Source organism: Acaryochloris sp. CCMEE 5410, assembly GCF_000238775.2.
Taxonomy (GTDB): Bacteria; Cyanobacteriota; Cyanobacteriia; order Thermosynechococcales; family Thermosynechococcaceae; genus Acaryochloris.
The window spans coordinates 4,179,186-4,198,625 of the sequence record NZ_AFEJ02000001.1 but is presented as its reverse complement, the minus strand read 5'-3'; the positions used below and the strand labels follow the sequence as shown (position 1 = coordinate 4,198,625).

Annotated in this window: 15 protein-coding genes and 2 pseudogenes; 4 read left to right on the top strand and 13 right to left on the bottom strand. The window is 44.1% G+C overall.

The window, feature by feature from the left end; genetic code table 11:
* Positions 1 to 155 precede the first annotated feature (155 nt).
* Positions 156 to 1,205: a saccharopine dehydrogenase-like oxidoreductase gene (locus tag ON05_RS19335; protein WP_050857536.1), complete on the bottom strand. Its 1,050-nt coding sequence runs from the start codon at positions 1,203 to 1,205 to the stop codon at positions 156 to 158.
* 413 nt (positions 1,206 to 1,618) lie between these two features.
* Between ON05_RS19335 and ON05_RS19330 the strand changes: the two are divergent.
* Positions 1,619 to 2,630 (top strand): annotated as a pseudogene (locus tag ON05_RS19330) (IS630 family transposase).
* A gap of 79 nt (positions 2,631 to 2,709) precedes the next feature.
* On the opposite strand, the gene ON05_RS19325 reads toward ON05_RS19330, so the two are convergent.
* A complete protein-coding gene (locus ON05_RS19325) occupies positions 2,710 to 4,410 on the bottom strand; it encodes a DUF4157 domain-containing protein (RefSeq protein ID WP_262561981.1) in 1,701 nt (566 codons plus the stop codon).
* 452 nt (positions 4,411 to 4,862) lie between these two features.
* On the bottom strand, positions 4,863 to 5,912 hold the full coding sequence (locus ON05_RS19320; RefSeq protein ID WP_262561980.1) for a transposase: 1,050 nt from the start codon (positions 5,910 to 5,912) through the stop codon (positions 4,863 to 4,865).
* Between the two features lie 662 nt (positions 5,913 to 6,574).
* Here ON05_RS19320 and ON05_RS19315 point away from each other — a divergent pair.
* Positions 6,575 to 7,243 carry a hypothetical protein gene (locus ON05_RS19315; protein WP_010481916.1) on the top strand — a complete coding sequence of 223 codons (669 nt, stop codon included), beginning with the start codon at positions 6,575 to 6,577 and terminating at the stop codon, positions 7,241 to 7,243.
* 21 nt (positions 7,244 to 7,264) lie between these two features.
* On the opposite strand, the gene ON05_RS19310 is transcribed toward ON05_RS19315, so the two are convergent.
* Positions 7,265 to 8,056: a hypothetical protein gene (locus ON05_RS19310; protein ID WP_010481914.1), complete on the bottom strand. Its 792-nt coding sequence runs from the start codon at positions 8,054 to 8,056 to the stop codon at positions 7,265 to 7,267.
* A gap of 100 nt (positions 8,057 to 8,156) precedes the next feature.
* Between ON05_RS19310 and ON05_RS19305 the strand changes: the two genes are divergently transcribed.
* A complete protein-coding gene (locus ON05_RS19305) occupies positions 8,157 to 9,410 on the top strand; it encodes a serine hydrolase (protein ID WP_010481913.1) in 1,254 nt (417 codons plus the stop codon).
* On the opposite strand, the gene ON05_RS19300 is transcribed toward ON05_RS19305, so the two are convergent.
* The 4 genes from ON05_RS19300 to ON05_RS19285 form a co-directional block, all read right to left on the bottom strand.
* On the bottom strand, positions 9,407 to 10,261 hold the full coding sequence (locus ON05_RS19300) for a FecR domain-containing protein (protein ID WP_236619198.1): 855 nt from the start codon (positions 10,259 to 10,261) through the stop codon (positions 9,407 to 9,409). The genes ON05_RS19305 and ON05_RS19300 overlap by 4 nt on opposite strands.
* Before the next feature lie 230 nt (positions 10,262 to 10,491).
* Complete coding sequence (locus ON05_RS19295) at positions 10,492 to 10,983, bottom strand: hypothetical protein (protein WP_010481909.1); 492 nt, start codon at positions 10,981 to 10,983, stop codon at positions 10,492 to 10,494.
* Between the two features lie 167 nt (positions 10,984 to 11,150).
* Positions 11,151 to 11,633, bottom strand: coding sequence for a response regulator transcription factor (locus ON05_RS19290; RefSeq protein WP_010481908.1), 483 nt, complete (start codon positions 11,631 to 11,633; stop codon positions 11,151 to 11,153).
* A 478-nt stretch (positions 11,634 to 12,111) separates the two neighbouring features.
* Positions 12,112 to 12,828: a hypothetical protein gene (locus tag ON05_RS19285; protein ID WP_010481907.1), complete on the bottom strand. Its 717-nt coding sequence runs from the start codon at positions 12,826 to 12,828 to the stop codon at positions 12,112 to 12,114.
* A 54-nt stretch (positions 12,829 to 12,882) separates the two neighbouring features.
* Between ON05_RS19285 and ON05_RS19280 the strand changes: the two are divergent.
* A pseudogene (locus tag ON05_RS19280) lies at positions 12,883 to 13,712 on the top strand (IS1 family transposase).
* 215 nt (positions 13,713 to 13,927) lie between these two features.
* Here the strand turns inward: ON05_RS19280 and ON05_RS19275 are convergent.
* From ON05_RS19275 to ON05_RS19255, 5 genes are all read right to left on the bottom strand, one after another.
* Complete coding sequence (locus ON05_RS19275; protein ID WP_262561039.1) at positions 13,928 to 15,016, bottom strand: ISAs1 family transposase; 1,089 nt, start codon at positions 15,014 to 15,016, stop codon at positions 13,928 to 13,930.
* A gap of 241 nt (positions 15,017 to 15,257) precedes the next feature.
* Entirely contained in the window at positions 15,258 to 16,124 is an 867-nt protein-coding gene (locus tag ON05_RS19270; RefSeq protein WP_010472493.1) for a serine protease, read from the bottom strand.
* A 216-nt stretch (positions 16,125 to 16,340) separates the two neighbouring features.
* A complete protein-coding gene (locus ON05_RS19265) occupies positions 16,341 to 16,796 on the bottom strand; it encodes a hypothetical protein (protein WP_010472495.1) in 456 nt (151 codons plus the stop codon).
* A gap of 723 nt (positions 16,797 to 17,519) precedes the next feature.
* Positions 17,520 to 18,506: a DUF4438 domain-containing protein gene (locus tag ON05_RS19260; protein WP_139025698.1), complete on the bottom strand. Its 987-nt coding sequence runs from the start codon at positions 18,504 to 18,506 to the stop codon at positions 17,520 to 17,522.
* On the bottom strand, positions 18,460 to 19,428 hold the full coding sequence (locus ON05_RS19255) for a hypothetical protein (RefSeq protein ID WP_010472500.1): 969 nt from the start codon (positions 19,426 to 19,428) through the stop codon (positions 18,460 to 18,462). Before ON05_RS19255 ends, ON05_RS19260 begins: the two co-directional genes overlap by 47 nt.
* Between the last annotated feature and the right edge of the window lie 12 nt (positions 19,429 to 19,440).

The following is a 19,440-nucleotide window of genomic DNA, read 5'->3' as shown; positions in this document are numbered from 1 at the left end:
CCCATCAGAAAGCTATGGCTGACCTAGAATGTGGTGACCTTTTCGCGATCACCTCTAGGGCATCCTTCACCATCTGTTCCCTTAAGAAAGTAAAGCCACAACCTATCCGGCTTAGGGCAAAGTTCTCAGACAAGGATGAATTTTGTAGAAGCCCGTTAAGACACAAAATGGGGCATGACCTGAGCAGAAGTCAGGAGTCCACAAAGCCCTTGTTGATGGAGGGCAATGCCTGCTTTGAGGTAACCAAAGGCAGGCCCACAAACATTGGCGGCCATGCTCGTTTCATCCCCTAATGTGAAGGTATGGGTCGAGATTTTACCTTCAAAGGTCCGACCCGTGAGCTGTACGTTGGTGCTAAGGGGTTTTTTGGGATTACGGGTATCAACAACCCCGCCAACGGTAACGCGATCTCGACCACAAATCCCGGCCATTTCTAAAATAATGTCATCGGCATGTTCCATATCTTCCAGACTCAGGATGCCGTTGGTTGTGTCTAATAAGGCTTCTACCTCAGCATCAGTCATGGCTTTGGCTGTTTCGACGGTGTAGCCCGGTAAATGGGCAATGTCTTCGCGGATGGTGGCCCGGTAGGCTTCCCAGTTAGCAATACCGACCCCAAAGGTAATTTTGACTTGATGAATTTCGGCGTAGCTTTGGGCCGCTAAGGCAGCAGCCGCCGTCAGTAAACCGGGGGTGGCACCACAGCCTGTGACATAGGTAATACCTGCTTCTGCGAGTTCAGAACGGAGGTCCACAAGCTGCTCAACCGCGCTGGTTCGTTTGATGGCATCAATTAAAACGCCTTTCCAGCCAAGATCGATGAACTGCTTGGCGACGGAAGCCATAAAGGTATTGGGCAGGTTAGGCAACGCCAGGAAAAAACCGGCAACGTTTTGGCTCTGCTGAATCAGATCAGCAATGCTTTGGGTGCTGAGGGTGCCGCCTGGGTCGAGGTAACCGAGAGAGCCTTGAGTTTTGTAGGTTGCGATCGCACGTTGCAAATCCAATCCTTCGGGGTTGAGGGCAAAGCCTTTTTGGTCTGCAGCGGCGACCAGCTTCATTTGCTGTTTGGGAGCTAAAACTCTAGCTGCGGCTTGTCCAAGTCCGCCAAACCCTAACACACCAACGGGAATCGGCTGGTTTGATGTTTGCAGTGGATTGGCTAAATTGGTCACGTGCTTTACCTCGCCTGTCAGACTATCCATAACAACCTCAAACATTATCGGGTAAGTAGGTAAAACTTGAAAAGCTGTTGTAGATTTCGCAAGAAAAATTCGATCGAAACCTATACAGGAAAAGGTTTTCAAGTTAGTTCACAAAATGAAACTTAGTTAATCTTTAATTAAGCCAACTCTACTTAACTATGGCTCTTTTTGACTGGATTGTTAGAGGTAGGTTAGAGATAGTCACATATCGCAACTAGACAAAATCTCTTGTTGTTTGATTAGTGCTCGACCACACTGAATTAGATAGGTAAGCTAGAAACCATCTAGCTGTTTTTAGCCTACTAATCATGCCTGACAAATATATTGTGACGCTAACACCTGAAGAACGCAGTGAGCTGATGCAACTCACCCGACGTGGAACCTTGTCAGCGCGAAAAATGAAACGAGCCTAGATTTTGATGTTGGCAGATGAGGGACACAAAGACGACACCATTACTCAAATGCTCAATGCAGGCATCTCTACCGTGCATCGTACTCGCCAGAAATTTGTTGAAGGTGGTGTGGAATTTGCCCTCAATGAGCGTCCCAGGCCAGGGGGCCAAAAGAAGCTCGATAGCAAAGCAGAGGCCTTGCTCATTGCGACAGCTTGTAGCGACCCACCTACCAGTTATTGCCGGTGGACCATGCAGCTATTGGCAGAACGGCTGGTTGAACTCAAAGTCGTCGAAAGCCTATCGGATGAAACTGTGCGACGTACGCTCGAAAAAAACAGCTTAAGCCTTGGCTAAAAAAGCAGTGGTGGTTTTCTACTGTAGGCGCAGACTTTGTTTGGCGGATGGAGAACGTTCTAGATTGGTATGCCCACCCCTACGATCCTGATGAGCCTGTTGTTTGTTTTGATGAACGGCCTTGCCAACTGATTGGCGAAACCCGGGTGCCCCGTCCACCGAAGCCCGGTCGTCCTCAACGCTACGACCATGAATATGAGCGGAAGGGCACTTGTAGTATATTTGGCTTTTTTCAGCCGCTCAAAAGTTGGCGACATTTGAAGGTGACTGAGCATCGAAAAAGTGAGGACTTTGGGGTGTGCATGCAGTATCTGGTGGATGGTCTGTTTCCTGATGCTCAACAAGTGCACGTTGTCTTAGACAATCTCAACACCCATACTCCCGCTGCACTCTACAAAACTGTCAAACCTGATGAAGCTTTGAGGATTCTCAGGCGCATTCAGTTTCACTACACACCAAAACATGGTAGTTGGCTCAATATGGTTGAGTTTGGTTTTCGGCTCTTTCCAGGCAGTGCTTAAATCGACGAATTCCTGATATTGAAAAACTCCGGCATGAGGTCACCTTATGGGAACAAAGGCGTAACCGAGATAAAGCGACGGTTAATTGGTTATTTACAGTGGATGATGCGCGAACAAAACTGACCAGGCTCTATCCGCAACCTATCCTGTCATAATCACTGTGGTGGACCACTAGGTTGTGGATACTAAAAATCTCAGTGTCGTTAGTGTCGTTACTTTAGTTTGAGCCTTCTGCTAAAGGCTAGGTAACACATCACCGTAGTTTTGTTCAACTTTCCACAAGGGATAACGTCCTCGATCTTTCTTGCTGACTTCCTTGTTTTCGGCTAGCGCCTGGATCTCCAAGATCTCACCGCGCCAATAACAACTCGCCTGCTTTCCAGACTTAGTCTCTTTCCACTCCCACCTGGTTTCCTTCTTATTATTCTCAAATGCCTCCAAATGATTTTTTATCTTCGTTTGTACAGGAGGATCCAAAAAATCAGCTTTATCAAGGGTCTTTTCTCCTGTCACTAGTTCTTTCATGAAATCTGCGATTTGAGAGCGCAGTACTGATCCTTTTATACGATCACTTAAATCTTCTGTTGGCTCGTAAGCGTCAGTGTATGATCTCTTCTGATTGTTCGAGAGCCCCTTATCATTCACCACAAACTCTTCTGGCGAGATTCTAGCATCCTTGGCTATTCTCCAAAGATCTTTTCGCAAACGACGTACTCGACCAGCTGGGCCACTCACTCGAACAATACCTTCGCTCCAATCACCAAATACCCCAGCACGGTCGCCCAGACCTAAACCACACCAAATTTCGTTGGCAACCCTATCAAGTTCTTTGTGCAGTTGTTGTACCTGGAAATACCTATTCGTGTCTTCCCCGAGAACCTTAATTATGAACTCTGCTTTCTGCTTGCCTTTCTCTTCAACTTCTTGGGCCAGTTCATCTGGAGCATTCTTGTCGTCTTCCCTAATTGCCACTCGCAGCCTTTCAACCCCATCAGCGGGCAGGCGAATCTTATCTCTGCCACTTGCCCCTACAGTAATAAATGTTCCATCTTCTTTGGAGTTGAGGTATTTATCGTAGGGAATTGGAACCTCGGCAACGGGGTCAGCTTCCAGGGATTGCCCTAACAATCTCCAAAGTACCCCTTGGTGCTCATTCCTTGCCCGGCTCAGCTCGTACTGTTGTTCCAATTCAGATATGGTTCTCTCAAAGTAATCGTTTGGCTTGCGTGGAACTGCCCCTTCGATTGTCACATTGACAACTACGTTAGTATTGCTAGCGTTGCCACCACCCGTAGCACCACCAATCCATGGGTTTCCTTCCCCCTTAAACCATGACACACGGCCATAATTACCTTTCTGTGGCTTGAACGGAGGGTCACCCTTGAGGGCGTTCTTATAGATCTTTTTCGCTACAGTGGGCAAAACAACTGCGAGGGTGTCGCGATCACACTGGATGACGTTGGATGAGAAGCCTGCTTTGAAGAGCTGATCTGATGCAAGGAAAGGGAATATAGTGTTCTCTTTTCGCTGCAACCCACCCACTGTCGTAGACAGTGAGCGAGTTGTGATTTGATCACAGCCTTTCATCGCTAAAGCTTTGGCACCCATTACATCAGCTTCGTGCTCTAATGCATCATCTTCATTAATTGATACTCCCTGGGCTTGTAGCGTAGGCTTAACACGCCCTTGCATCTGCTGCACAACATGCCATCCTTCATGGGGTAAATGCTGCTCTTCCCCGGGCCCTAGATGAATATCCTGACCTTGTGCATAGGCAAGAGCATTCAGCTGCGCTGGTTTAGCAGAACTCCGATGGACCCGCACATTCGATAAATCAAATCCCGAAAGTTGTTCCAAACCTGACTTCAATGGATCCGGCATCCCTGTGTGGTTTTCTCTATGGAAATTGTCGGGTTGAAGTTGAGTGGCGTCCATTGGCTGCAGCATGCCCTGCTGTGGTGTCGGTGTATACTGCCCACTTAACTGTCCAAGTCCCTGCTTTCGCTGAATCCAAGGTTGGGCCAACTCCTTAGATGGATCAGGAACCTTGTCCATCCAAGGGGATCCTAGTCGTGCCCATTTTTGTCGCTGTGCTTCCCATTCAGCCAACCCCTCCTCATTCGACTTTGCTTGTATAAGAGATCCCTCAATCGATAGAGGTTTTAAGCCCGGCTTAGGTTTGGGCAGTGCTTGCGCCGTGGGCTTTTTTGAGCGAGAAGCATAAGTACGCATACTGACTGCCTGACAGATCTTTGTATTCCATAGCTCATAAAGCTTTGCACTGTAGAGAGCGGATACGAGAGAACCAGATTTTGTTGTAGTGTTTCTTTTGAGCTTTTTAGAGGCAAAACACGGTTGCGGATCCTTGGTGAATAAGGGGACTGGCATCAACAACTCCCGTCCTTTATGGACCACCCCTTGAGCCACCGCAATCCAATCTTGAGATAGCTAATGCCTCTGTGCCAATGGGGATCAACCTGTTGGCGTAGCCCTTTAATATGAACAGCCATCCCCTGAGCCGTGCTGTATAGCAGTGCCACAGCAGCAATCAGGTACAGCCTCTCCAGAGCATCAGCACAGCGAATTTTCGACTCTTCAAGCTCAAACACACCAGATTTACTATCGAGGAATAATTCTTCCACCCGAAACCTCAAGGCGTATTGCCACAAGGTTTGTAACGAGGGTGATTCATCTGTAATCACTGCCCATGGTTCTTTTACGCCTCGGATATTCGCCAGTACCAAATTGCACCGATAGAGGCCATCATCCCAAAGCCCGACATTACGGTAGAGGAGAGCTTCTCCTTTGGATGGCCATAACCTACGGACTTCTCTTGGACATTGACGGGGGCCATGGAGAAGGACATCACATGGGATACGCAGACAGTAATGCCAACGGCTCTGCTGTAACCAGCTCATCAGTTGATGGTTCGCGAACCCACGATCTGCTAACAACATGACATCTGGATGCTGCCGTAATAACCAACGGGCCTGACGCAATAGCGGTTGATATTCCTCAAAAGCAACCGCCGCACTCTTGTGCTCTAATACTTTCCATAACAACGGTACTGCTCTGCCACAGCAGACAACGGATACATGAATCATGCAGTATTCATTCCATAAAACCGTGGTATCCATCGCTAGGTAAAGGCGATGGGTTCGCCAGTTCTTAAGCGCTAGAAGGACCAAAGGGACATACAGTTTGTGGACATCAATGAGCGGATTGCACAGAAAGCGTTGCCAGCGACGCTCGACACTTTGGGCTTTTTTTGCTCGGCAGGGGACATAGGATTCCCAAGCAGATAAGCATAATCGTTCACTGCAGATTAAGGCGCTCACCATCCATCCCAGGGTCATGAGATGACGCAAATCTCGATAATGGCTGTGTTGACGTAAAAAGGAGAACAGTTGACGATAAATTTGGGTGGAGCCTGACATTTGAGTAACGCTGATTTGTGCTTAAATCTAGCTTCACATGTCGCTCCACTCTTTTCTCAAAGACTATGAAAATAAAGGCTTTGAGATACTTCTGTCAGGCAGTCAGGTACGCATAACCAACATTGCCTCAGATTAGGTCACATTTCAGTCATCAATTCAAGCGAGCTACGAGATTCAAAAGAAATTTGTTTGCGGTAACTACATTTCAAATTTATTCGGTACTAAATTCCATCTTATCAAGGTTTTCCCAGACAAAAATCAAACATTCTGTCTAATTTATTACACCCAAACATTACCAAGGATATCGGCACTATCGTGTTGTCCTTAAAGGCATTCATCGCTGTAGTCAACAGCGTTTTTCTGATATTCAATAATCGCTGCAGACTACATAAAAATAGTATTTTCACTCTTTAACTTGATCATTAGCAAGTTAAATCTTCTCCACCCAGATATTGAGATTATGCTTCACTAGAAGATTAACTGGGCTAGCGTCATCCAACAGTTAAGGATTAATGGAGAGAGGCATACTACCGCCTAATATTTTTCGAATTTATATCTACGAGAAATTAATAGTACATGCACCGAATTTAATTTAATATTGAGCACGTCTTTTCCCATTTTTCGTAGGTTAGGTTAGAGATAGGTTTCGAACTAGATTTAGTATGAACAAGTTTTTACTGTCTTGGGTTTATATCATTAGCTTGGGACTGACCACTGCCTGTACTCAACCAGCAGAAGAGAGCGATCCACCCCCGGAAACACCGAATGAATCTGTGAGCCAAGGCAGCCCAACTCCTGCACCTCCTGGACTCTCAGAACTAGACGGGAAGCCGCCCGCTCCTACCACCAGCCCGTCACACCTCCCTTCAGCAGCGAACCCTAGCCAGCCCTTACCCACTCAATTGCCTCCCGTCGCCAATCCTTCGAGTCAGCCTCCACCCAATCTTGACCCTGAAGATAGTGTGGTTGCTCCAGCACCGACCGTTGCCGCGAACTCCCAGAATCCACGACAGTTTTGTGGCAATGATCATCTGTTTGAGAGTATGAATACCCCCGACTATCAGATTTTCATCTGTTTGAATCAATCCAGCCAAACTGACAGAAACTACCGCTACGTGGGCATTGAGAAGAAGACCGGGTCGAAGATTGTCTTACCCGCCCAGACCACAGGTGAATACTACGCTTTGTCCTATGAAGCAACCAACGGAAACGTGACCTATAAAATTGAGACGAACCCACAAGCCCTGCGAGATGCCCGTCTAGTCGTGACTCAAGGGAATAAAGAGCTACTCAGTCAGCAGATTGCTCAACGGGAATTAATTTTGGATTAGGCGATCGCTGATCAACCAGACCTATTTTCCTAAAGATTCCACATAGTCCTTAGCGTCTTTGAGGTCGTACCCCCATCGCAGACGCACCAATTTAATGGCTTCGATTTTGCGATTTTGCGACAGCAGTAGCCGAACCTCTGCATCCACATCGTCTGAATTTTGTGATGGGCTGCTCGTTCCTTCTAAGGATTCAACATAGGCTTTTGCCGCTTTGAGACCATATCCCCATTGCTCACGAACATATTTGATAGCCTGGATTTTTTGGTCCTGGGCCAGGCGTCGCCGGACTTCAGCTTCAACCTGCTCGTAATTTTGCGGTCTCGATGAGGGAGTCAATACATCGGTAGGAGGAGGGGTGGGTAAGGCATCCAGATATTGTCGAGCTTCATCCAGCTCCATGCCCTGTTGCCGTAACTTTTTAACTGCGGTAATCTCACGTCCTGCCGCCACGAGTTGTTGGACCTGCTGTCGAAGATCATCACTAATGACGATGAGACCTTGCCCAGAGGCATCATCTCCGTCGCCGCTTATCCCGTCGAGATTTAAAAGAGACGGATCAGCGATAAGGGGTGAGACAGCATCGTTTAGGTGGGGCTGATCTTCTAGGGAATCAGATAGATTATCTAAATTTGGTGAGTCCGGGGGCAACTTGGAAAAATCATCTGAGAAATTCCCGGTCTTTGGCGGAGGGGGAATATAGGGTGGGTCGTCCTGGTCTGGGGAGTTCGCTGCGGTTTCGCCCTGCTTGGGCTGAAAGGCCAACCAGATCACCAGCAGGAAGAGAGCACACACCAGAATAATTCCAACACCCATAACCCTTGATACTCTCAGCAACTCGTTGGGCAAGATTATACTTCAGGAGTTGGAATCCGTTGCTGTCATCAGAGATTTTTTCGGCACCCAGAGGTTTAATATGAAACATCACACTCGATTGGTTGTATTGCTGAGTCTGTTCCTCACGGCATCAGGAATTTTGGTCAGTCCCAGGGGGTATGCCAATCCCCAAGTCCCTGCTTCCCAGGCCGCTCCCCACACCCCTCAAGGGCGAATGCTCACCCGCTTATTTACCAGTTCAGTGGTGCTAGCCAATTGGTTTACGCCCACTTTTTTATCCCAGGTGGCTGCACCCCAGGTGCAAACCATTATTAGCAATATGAAACAACAACTCGGCCCTTACCAAGGGGTACGAGAGGACGGTACTGGCTTTGTGGTGGTATTTGAAAAAGGCATTGTCCCCACTCGCTTGGTGCTCAATCAGCAAGGGTTGATTTCTGGCTTACTATTTCAAGCGCCACGCGCGCATCCTAAACCTTCTCAAGATCTGACCTCTGCGTTTAAAGCCTTACCCGGTAAAGTCAGCGTATTGGTGCTTGAGAATGGAACCCCCAAGCTGTCCCACAACCCCGATCAGCCCCTCGCTGTTGGTTCTGCCTTTAAGCTAGCCGTTCTAAATGTGCTGAAGACTCAGATTGCTGCCAAGCAACAGTCTTGGGATGCGGTGGTGAAGCTACAGCCACAGTTAAAAAGCTTACCGTCTGGATTCTTGCACACCTGGCCTGCCAAATCTTCCTTAACGGTCTATAGTCTGGCAGCGTTGATGATTTCTCAAAGTGATAATACGGCTACGGACCATCTGATTCAGCTCGTGGGTAAACCCGCTTTAGAAAAGCTTTCCCCTCGGAATACACCGTTTCTGATGACGCGAGAAGCGTTTATTCTCAAGAATCCGAAAAATGTATCATTGCGCGATCGCTTCCTGGCTACCGAGACCAAACAACGCCAAGCCCTGCTCAGTGAGTCAGCACCACTCCCCTCTGTGACCGATTTTGAATCAGGCGTGCTATCTCCAGAAATTGAATGGTTCCATACCACAACAGAACTCTGTCAAATCATGGCAAACGTTGCCGACTTGCCTGTAACCCAAATTAATCCGGGGTTAGCTCGTCCTCAAGATTGGCAGACCATTTCCTTTAAAGGTGGATCCGAACCGGGAGTTCTCAATTTCACCACCCAGCTGCAAAGCAAGGACGGCAAAACCTATTGTGTGTCTGCCACCTGGAACAACAATCAGCCCCTTGAAGAAGCAAAGTTTACAGCTCTATATAGCGGATTAATCGATAGCCTTAAGTCCAAACCCAAAGCCAAACCAGCCGCGACTCCCAATTAGGGTCTTTGTCCAGGGACTCGGACCGGGTTAGGTCGACCTGTTCCACAGGTGAGGAAAGGAATACAACCGCCAATACCGATCCTAGGACCACCATTCGGTCGCTGTTTTTCTTCTTCTGGCAACTCTGGAACCGGGGCGCACAGTTCAGCCAACTCAGTCGTAGAAGCGGCAGGCGATGCAGATTGTCTCGCCACAGCCTCTGCTGTTTCCTCTCGAATCACTAACAAAGGGGTTTGCACATCCGTGGGTTCTTGGGCAACGAGTTGTTCTTGGTCAGGTGCTAACACCGAACTGATCGGACAGGCTTGATAGAACGCTGGCAGACTAAAGGTTTGGACAGGCCCTACGACGTTCTCTTTAATTTCTACTTGCTCACCTGCTTTCAATCTGATCTGTCCTGCACCATCATCATTGGAGACAAAGATAGGCCGACCGGTTTTTTCAGTTAACGCACTCACGATGGTTGAGTTTTGGGTGGAGTCATGGCGAACCGTTAGGGCTGTACCAAAGGCGACAATTTTGGCCGTCGGCGTAATCACCGTCGTGATGCCCTGCCCCGGCTGAATCATCGATAAAACTAATCCATGCTTGAGCTGAAAACTCCGAGTATTGGGGATAAAAAAGAACTTGGCATTAGAATGAACCCGAAACAAGGTGCCTTCATTAAACAGCAGCTTGGCCCAAGCACTCGACCCCGTTTTGAGAATATCCATCGGCACCATCACGTCACCGACTTTGGCAAGGCGTGGCTTTTGCTTCACTTTTTCTAGTTGAACTTGGGAGTCAAATGCATAGACTTTTGCACTGGTTAAATTCGTCCCTGCCCATACAGGCTGGGAAAATACTCCCAAAAGAATGCTGCTTGCAAAAGCTCCTGAAGGCCATCGCTTACCCTTTAACCCCATTTCTAAATCCTCAATATTCCACTCAAAAGCTAGCCTTGTCTGCTGAGATATGGCAATTCCCTAATTTAGATCTGTGAAGTATATAGGGATTTAATTGGAGGAACGACTACTTAGCTGACTAGACGTTTAGATGTTTTGGAGAGTTCCTATGCCAATTTATCAAGACATGAAAGGTTTCATCTATTGCAGATAGCAATCAAACCACCCAGCAGCAATATAATAATTGCTCCATGGAATAAAATAATTGTTTTGTAGTTCCTTATAGATTTTCTTCCCAATCCAGCATAGTTAGCTAGTAATATGCCGCGATACAAATTACTTTGCCTCTGGGTTGCTGAATTCTCAGGCTTATTGGTTTGCTGCTTTTCTAGTTCTAATGGGAGATATTGTTGCAGGTAATTTTCTATGCCTATTGCTCTATTTACATGGAGTAATTGAGTATATCGGTAGATGCAGTCTAATATACTTAGGAATACAGTTGTTACAATACCAATCACTAAAAAAATTACTCGCTCATCTTTATCCTGCAGAACAAAACCACATATTGCTGTTGCAATTGTGACTGACCATCCTTTGATGATGAATTTTGTAGAATCGATGTTACTTATTCTGGACTGATCAATTTCAAAAATCTTTATAAGTATGTCTTGCTCTTCCTTTGCGTTCATTGATCTAAGTATCAATTTTTAATATGTTTTGTTTTTGAAAATAATTGAAATCGCTGCAAGATTTCACAAGGGAATAGCAGGCATAAGCACTTTAGCTATTTTCAATATATCTGAGTTATTTTTTGCAGCAGAATTTGAAACCTAATTGATTTAGTCTATCTATTACTTTAAGTCTGCAATTCTTGAAAGTTTTGTAATAAGTCAGAACAGCGAAAAACCATTGCAGCGCGGCTATCTACATTAAGTTTGGCAAAGATACGCCGTAGATGGGTAGAAACGGTCCACTCGCTAATGCGAAGCTGATTGGCAATTTGCTTATTTTGTTGGCCTTGAGCTACAAGATAGACAATTTGTAACTCCCTTTCTGTTAGTAGTTTTGGGATGTTTGATGTTGACTCTGTATTTTTAATCTCAACAATGGCACAAGACTTGCCACTGATTACAAAGTGGCAAACCACTTTGTAATTGGATACTTTCAGTTCAGTTTGTAATTTTTTGTCAATATTATCTGAAGAACTGGAGAACTGAAAAGTCTCATCAGTAATCACTAAATAGTCACTATTCTTGATTGTGAATTCACCAATAATATGTGAAGATTTGAGTCTATCTAGGAGATAAGCAGATTTACTCGGCATAAATTGATCGACCATGGCATTGCTCCAAGATCAGTTAGGAATGACAAATTTATGCAGATATACACCGATTGGAGAGAACCTAAGACTTGTGTCTAGCAATACATATGAAAGAAAATAAAATATTTCAGCTAGACTCTATAAAAATAGCTTTTTAAGTTATCAGTACTAATCTATGATGTTACGCAAGAATATTGAATAAATAGCAACTAATCTAAATATTTATCTTATTTTCACTATAGATATCATGAACAGAGGATTTAGTTATTATCTATTTAATATCAGGTATAAAAGTTAGATCTCGCTTGATTTTGCTATTGGTGAGTTAGGATACTGCAAATAAGGTAGTTCTTTGAGGTGATAGCAGAATTGATGCTAATTAGGTAAAAATCTGTAATGTTGTAGATCTATTGATCTCTTCCTAAATTGCTATGCTAAATTCATCTCGATTGATGAGTAGGCTAATTACTATACCGAAAAAAATGCCTACTCCCATTTACTTTTTATTTAATTGCTCATATTTTTCTGCTAGGCTAAGTAGAAGATTCTGAATGCTTGTTGGTATCACTTCCCAGTCACTTTTAAGTACTTGTTGGTCTGCTACATCTATTGCTTGATTTGAGAACCTCATTTGAATATATGACTGTAATAACAGTATCCAAGAATTAATAACTTCATTCCCAATATGTAAGAAATTATTATTATTTTCCTTATATTCTTTAAGTGCATTAATCATAAAGTTTAATTCTTGTAAAGTTAAGTCTGCTGAAAAATAGTTTTCTTCATTAACAGCATTTATATCAGTTCTGGCCTTAGTATTTGTTAGCAAATTCATTACTCTATACAAGTTCAATTTTTCTATTGACAATTCAGATCCATTTTTATTGTTTGCACTAGACTTTAATATATATATTGCTTGTGAAATAAAAATTGAAGCCCACCTTTTACGAAAATCATCATGATATTCCCATTTTGTTTCAACTACAGAAATTGCAGTGCTCCTTAAAAAGGGATCTCGACCAAACCATTCTAGAGAATTAAATAGTATCTCCCATTTTTCTCTTCTATTACTAATTTTAGCTTGGTTATTTGCTAAAACAGATGATCCTACTACTCCAGCTAAACCTATACCTGCTGCAATAATTGCTGAATCTAAAGAAGGAAGGTTTAAAATATTACTTCCAGAAGTTTTGCTTGAATATTGGTCGTGCATCAAAAAAGTGTGGGTTTGCTAAACCTATAAGGAGTTGAGTTTTTCTATTCCCTGATGCAATGTCCTCTATATGGTCATCCCAAGACCCACAAACACGGTACAACTAGTAAAGGCAGCCAACGTTACCGTTGCCCCCACTGCCACCAAACCTTCAGTGAAACCTTTGATACCCTCTATTATCGCCGTCAGATTTCTCCTCAAACGATTCAGACCATCCTTCAATCTCATGCTGAAGGCATTAGCCTGAGGGGCCTATCCCGCATCACAGGTGTGGCCTATAACACTTGAGTAAGTGTGATTCGTTCAGCGAGCCATAAAGCCCAACTGATTCACAATCAAGACGTTCAAGCTGTTTCGACTAACGTCATCAATGCAGATGAGTTGTGGTCCTTTGTCAAAAAAAGCAAAAGCACTGTGAACCAGAAGAATTGAACGTAGGGGACTGCTGGGTGGCATTAAGCCTAGCCAAAGACAGTGGCTTGGTGCTCAGTAGCCGTATTGGCAAACATACCGACGAACTCGCTCAAGAATTAATTGAGAATACTGAAGGCAAAACTGCCTGTCACCATTGGCAAACCGATGGCTGGGAAGGGTATTCACGACAATTACCCGATGAGGTGAGCCATCAAGTGAGTAAAGCCCTGACCCAACGGTTAGAGCGGACCAATGGAATAGTGCGTCAACAGACTGGGCGATGGCATCGACGACAGAACAAATTTGGCAAAGTCTGGCAACAGAGTGCAGTGACCTTAAGACTGGTGCTGACCTATTTCAACTGGATCTGGTGCCACTCTCGATTCAAGAATACGGCTGCCCAACGAGCTGGACTGACGGAGCATTCCTGGGGATGGCAAGACTTAGTCACCTATCCCACACTTTGTTGAGGCACAATCTGAATATTCCTTTGTCGGAATAACCTTTAGGCTAAGTCCGAAATAAAAATATGCTAGTGAAGTTAAAAGAAAAGCAAATAATTCAACCTTTTTGAAAACTTTTATTGGCATATAAAACCTAACTAAAAAAAGGGTTTGACTTTATGGGATTAAGAATAAAATAACTTGAACAGTATCTTATTCTCACCTATTGAGTCAGGGCTGTTTTAAGTTAGCAGCGAAAAAATAATATCGACCCGATTAGCCAGCTTAGTCATCGCGGTTTTGAGGGATTGATAGTCGTTTAGCCGCAGGATATTAATCCCAATAGTTCTAAGCACTGACCAATTGAGCAGTGCTTGTTCATCTTCGAGTCGATAATCATCTTCGCCAAAAACAACATCCTTCGGCCAATGCAACCGATTTTCAATGCCCCAATGTTCTCGGACCAGAGATTGCCAATGCTGGGGTGAGGTGGCAGCTGAACTGATGTAATAGGCCGTATTGTGATACTCCTTTCCTTTGCGAGTGCCCCATCGTTGGACACAAAGCACAGAGCGAATTGCCTCCCATTCCTGTAAGGCTATGCCGACAGGCTCATAAACCTGTATACACCGATGTTCATCTCGTCCTCTACTTTGGGCGGAGTGGATGTGCTCAGCCATGGGTTTAAGACACTCAAAGTAAGTCTGGAGGTGGTCGTAAAGTCTTCCCTGATTGGATTTGACCGCCACAAGATAGTCGTTACCCGAGGCCACAATCTTCTCAAGTGTTTTTTGGGCGTGTAAGGCATCCATGGTAATCAGCAAGCCATCGAGTTGAAGGGTTTCCAACAGTGCCTGCACGACTTTGATTTCGCTATTATCCTCCTGAGTGAGGGCTTCGAGCTTGAGGGTGATGCCTGCTTCCACCGCAAATAAACTCACCAAGCCCACAAAACGCTGCTTCCCCTTGGCATCTGTCAGCCCCTGACGAATCCGTTTGCCATCAATGGAGGCTGCATAATTATCGGGAGAGTGAGTCTGGGCTTTCGAGAGCATCCATGCTTCAAATTGGTGGCTCAACGCTTGGAAGTCAAGCCCCTTCATCACTCGACGAAAGGTACAGTGAGACGGAACTTCGAGGCTCTCAAGCCCCAATAGCTCACTTAAAGGCTGGCGATAATCGCTCACAAAGGTTTCTAACGGACGGTACCCTTGATATCCAGCAAGCATGCCCATCACCATCAATAGCAACAGCAGCCATAACGGATGAATACGGCCATGGGCACTGCGGAAATCCGGGACTTGCTTCAAAGTATCGATTAGATGGCTCATCGGTCTCTCTACTGTTGGTCAGTAGAACCATCCTATTTTTTCTAGGAGTAACGTAAAACAACCCTGCCTATTGAGTAATCTGAGTTCGGAATAAGCTGAAAGTCTTATCTGTAAAATCATTAAAAATTTTATCAAACTGTAAAAGGACCGCATGAATAGGCTTAAAAGTTAGTCAAGTTACAGGAGAAAAGCCACCTCTATGGAGATCTATTTCAGCTTGCTTCTTTCCCCAACAGACTTCTTAACTCACTGATATAGAATTGTTTGTTTTTTCTTGTAACCATTTAATAAATTTGGGGCGAAGTAGTACCCCCTGACCCTTTCCACTGTCGAGTAAATCTCTCCCCTGATGTACTCCGATAAGATGGCGTTTGCCTAAATGCTTATCATAGATCCACACTGGTCCACCACTCATCCCGGCATCGCTCCAAGCATTGTATGTCAGCATATTGGGATAGAGATTATAAACACTATCAAAGTCGTGATATAGTAGCCCCGCTGGAGTTAATTGATTAGTAAAATCTGGATCTTTTGAAAAAGGATAACCAGCAATATTAACCTTTCGCGTTTTGAGCAAAGAACGAAATGAAGGGGTTACACTCTTGATGAAGGATCCTGTTTTTTTACTCCACCAACCTAATTTCTTTCTGTTACCAGGTGATCTGCGTAACTCAATTAAAGCAAGATCAAACCTAGCGCCTTTTGCCGTCGTTGCTAATGCTAATGCATTGAGCTCTTGCCTGTAATAGAATTTTAGATGTTTAATGGTACGAAAGGGGTAAGAAATAAACTTGTCATCATTCCGACCAGGTGACACCTTAATTTGTTCTGCTTTTATAAGTAGATTCTTTGGGTCTAATCCCAAGATATTATGAGCAACTGTTAGGACATGACGAGGACTAATCAACACACCCGAGCCAAATATCTCTGTTTTTGGCTGCCTTGAGTGAGGCATCGTTAACTTATATACAGGCTTTGGAAAGCTTGCATGAATGGAGCAAATCCATTTCCAAGGCAAGATTTTCGTATTAGATACTTTCTGAAACGCATCTATATCTTGCCACCCGTAGTCCAAAAAGGTTGCCGAAGCACTAGTCCGGTTTACCATATTTATCTCCTACTGAAATGACATGCTTATTCAGTCTTTAATTAGGACGTCTAAAGGCTGATTTCTTAATTTGCTACTGGTCTCATAGGTGGATCGAGATTCTCTTGACTATTAGTTAATAATTATTTTGAACTCCTGCCTCCATTTACTCTAAAACCCTTAAAAAAAGGTTATGACCATCTAGATCCTTGCTATGAGACTCTGTTAAATTGTTATTTACCATACTCTTTGCATGCGCCAATCTTGCCAGGAAACAGGAATTTTTACCTTAAAAGGAATAAATATTTGCCCATAATTTGAACCCCTTCCTCTACACCTAGATTTTCCAAATCTTGGCATAAACATTGGTTTATTTGCTTTGAAATGCTTATTGCTTGGATGATTTTTTATCGCATATCTAATATCGCTTTCTGATGGCTGACCTCTGTCTTCCCAATATGGATCACCCAGCATAAATGTTTTAATTATTTCAGCAAGATGCCATAAGTTGCTTGGATACTCTTTATATTTTGGTGTAAACCATAGCCCTTGTTCGACTATTAGAAATTTCCCTTCTCGTACAGGTTTTGATGGGCATTTCGCTATTTTCTTTTTACCTCTATCAAAGAGTTCATAATAATCTGATTCGTCCTGAAGGGTATCCATAATTACTTCATCTAGGAAACTGTCCATTTTTACTCTCCTATCCTATATATATTGGACAATGATTTTACTTCAAAATGTAATCCAAAGTTTTTTTAATTTAGACAAGTTTTCAATAGAAATTATCAATTTATTGTATCTCAGTCAATTCTTATAAAAAAATTTTATGTAATCCATTTTTCACAATTAAACATGGCCTAAAAATAACCTTATTCTTCACATTTAATACTTTGATAAATGGTTACCAGCATAAATCGGGACACTTAGAGAGAAGGCTGCAAGCTAAAAAAAGATAGAACATCCGTCAGTTTAGGCTTTAAAATTATTGCTGTAAGATTCTTGAGGGATAAGGTTTTCCGGCTGAAGTTGATACCCTGATAAAAATTTAAATTATGTCCTATGCAATAAATAATAATTAATTGAACATTTAGATGAAAATTATAAATTCAATGTATAAGTATTGAGATCAAGAATAATTTGTGAAAAGTTGAAGACTTGAAATTCAATAAATATTTTTAAGAAATGCTTTTTATGCACCATTTCTCTCTCAAGTCTCATGTATGATTTATTGTCGTTATTAGCAAGCTATTTTATTGTTTGCTAAATCAGATTGAAGCTTCTTAAAATTAAGTAATTGCTCTAAATAGAGAACGATTAAAGTACCATTATATATTTTGATTTGGTCGTTCAGACTTGGAATTATTTTTGGTGATTTTATTTAGAATACTTTATAAGTGTTTTTCCTATCTTGCTCTAATATTCGTAATTTTTATTTAAGCCATGAGTAGATTTATAGAACTTATGAGGTGTTGACTTAAATACTATTTGCAAATCAAATAGCAATGCCAGATTTGCTTCAGGATCGCGAATAGGGTGCAATTTCCTATCTGAACCAGATAGCAGTGGAGTTACACCAGGACCATGGCCACTTACAATGCTATCGCCATGCACAATTACCCCAATAATAGTTTTGTTTTCTCGAAGGGCAGGACCAAATTGACTACTTCCACAACTAATTGCAACTAAATCACCAAATCGTAACTGATCGAGATGAAATCGACTGCGAGCCTTGTCATCAAAAAGTTGAATATCTACATCACCCCTCCAGGAGGAATTCTTACCCAATCCAGAACCCAGCAAACCTGAAGGAATAACATGGGTGACAGGAACTTTTAGGCCTTTTGCATTTAATTGCAATGGCCATTGCTTCAAAAGAGCCGGAGAGCAGTTCATGACAGTTATGTCAGGATAATCTGGTAGCCGAAGTCCCATTCCGATGCTATTGATCTGAATGCGATCGCCAATCCGTAACCGCTTTAAAACTGGAGTGGGAAAATCCACCATCACATGATCAACCCCACCATGCTTCCCCGTTACTAAACCCCATTGCCCTTTACAAGGACCATTGATCACCTGAGCACGATTGCCCACACAGGCATACGTAATCAGCGCCAAATTATTCCCCTTACGACTGCCCGTGACTTCCCGATCATTATTGTGTAACGAAACCCCCGGCTCCACATGATCACCCGCAAGACCCACACAGCGATCGCCAATCCGCTGGTTGATAGAAATCCCCCCCCCAGCAGGCAGAATCCGAGGCACTCCATCATGACCAATCCGATAAGGATTGGCACGACCCACGGGATGGGCAATTTGACCCATCACCACAGACATAACCAAGTCCTCTTGGTTAAGCCGTAGCTGGTTTCGGTTGCGAACTGAGCGACGTGTTTTCATCTTCCAGTAAAGGCATAGGTAAGGTTTGGAGTGAATACCAATATCCTTGAGCCGATTGCCAAGGATTGATTTCAGATGTAAGTAGGGGAAGACTAGCATCCCATTCAGACTCGAAGTCGTCAGCAGCGATCTCAGTTTCAGACCAAGGTGTAGCCCTCAAGCTAGGATGGAAAGCCGTAGGAACATTCAAGTGCAAAACGGCCAAGTGTAAATTTGGAGACCACAGCAGTTGTGGCAGTCCGGCATGGACAAACAGATGATGCCAATAGCGGCGTGAGATCTCAGCAATCGGATCATTGAGGGGACGACGTTGACAGGGAATCTGCCACGTTTCCAGGCAGTCCACGATGTAGGGTGGGTGATCAGGCTTCGGTGCACAGGTCAAAATCATGCCTGTTCCCAGGGTTGCCAGTAAAGCCACTGTTTCGCGGCAGGCCAAAGCAAAGGGTTGACTCCTGTCAGTAGAGCTAAGCTGAGGTTCAAGGGACTGAGCTAAGAATTCATAGTGCTGGATGATTGCTTCAGGATCCACACCGTCTTTAATCCAAGTGGGTAAGCAGGATTGACCGACTGCATCTCCCAACCAAGAAATTTTGAGTCCTGCTAAATCCGTTTTCAGTCGGATATGTTCCCAAGCATGAATAGCCTCCTGATCAAGATGAGGGGTCCAAGCATGTTGTAAGCGTTGGTCAGGCTCGGTTAAGGTTTGCAGCTCAGTCTCAGATCGCTCTAGATAGAAGTAAGTATTATCCAAAATATGCCAGAGTTCTCTAGCAACCCAGAGTTCAACAAAATTGCCTAAATACTTTGCTAGAGCCAGTCCCTGTAGACCAGGACTCCCCAAAATCAACGTTGGGTCCAGAATACAAATCCAGCGCTTTTGGCTGAGGGTGACGGAAAGGGTGGGAAACAAGGTATCCATGTCAGACGATCC

Bases quoted from the DNA above. Each gene is read 5' to 3' on its own strand.
- ON05_RS19335 (WP_050857536.1), bottom strand. From the start codon at position 1,205: ATGGATAGTCTGACAGGCGAGGTAAAGCACGTGACCAATTTAGCCAAT.
- ON05_RS19325 (WP_262561981.1), bottom strand. From the start codon at position 4,410: ATGGACGCCACTCAACTTCAACCCGACAATTTCCATAGAGAAAACCAC.
- ON05_RS19320 (WP_262561980.1), bottom strand. From the start codon at position 5,912: ATGTCAGGCTCCACCCAAATTTATCGTCAACTGTTCTCCTTTTTACGT.
- ON05_RS19315 (WP_010481916.1), top strand. From the start codon at position 6,575: ATGAACAAGTTTTTACTGTCTTGGGTTTATATCATTAGCTTGGGACTG.
- ON05_RS19310 (WP_010481914.1), bottom strand. From the start codon at position 8,056: ATGGGTGTTGGAATTATTCTGGTGTGTGCTCTCTTCCTGCTGGTGATC.
- ON05_RS19305 (WP_010481913.1), top strand. From the start codon at position 8,157: ATGAAACATCACACTCGATTGGTTGTATTGCTGAGTCTGTTCCTCACG.
- ON05_RS19295 (WP_010481909.1), bottom strand. From the start codon at position 10,983: ATGAACGCAAAGGAAGAGCAAGACATACTTATAAAGATTTTTGAAATT.
- ON05_RS19290 (WP_010481908.1), bottom strand. From the start codon at position 11,633: ATGGTCGATCAATTTATGCCGAGTAAATCTGCTTATCTCCTAGATAGA.
- ON05_RS19285 (WP_010481907.1), bottom strand. From the start codon at position 12,828: ATGCACGACCAATATTCAAGCAAAACTTCTGGAAGTAATATTTTAAAC.
- ON05_RS19275 (WP_262561039.1), bottom strand. From the start codon at position 15,016: ATGAGCCATCTAATCGATACTTTGAAGCAAGTCCCGGATTTCCGCAGT.
- ON05_RS19270 (WP_010472493.1), bottom strand. From the start codon at position 16,124: ATGGTAAACCGGACTAGTGCTTCGGCAACCTTTTTGGACTACGGGTGG.
- ON05_RS19265 (WP_010472495.1), bottom strand. From the start codon at position 16,796: ATGGACAGTTTCCTAGATGAAGTAATTATGGATACCCTTCAGGACGAA.
- ON05_RS19260 (WP_139025698.1), bottom strand. From the start codon at position 18,506: ATGAAAACACGTCGCTCAGTTCGCAACCGAAACCAGCTACGGCTTAAC.
- ON05_RS19255 (WP_010472500.1), bottom strand. From the start codon at position 19,428: ATGGATACCTTGTTTCCCACCCTTTCCGTCACCCTCAGCCAAAAGCGC.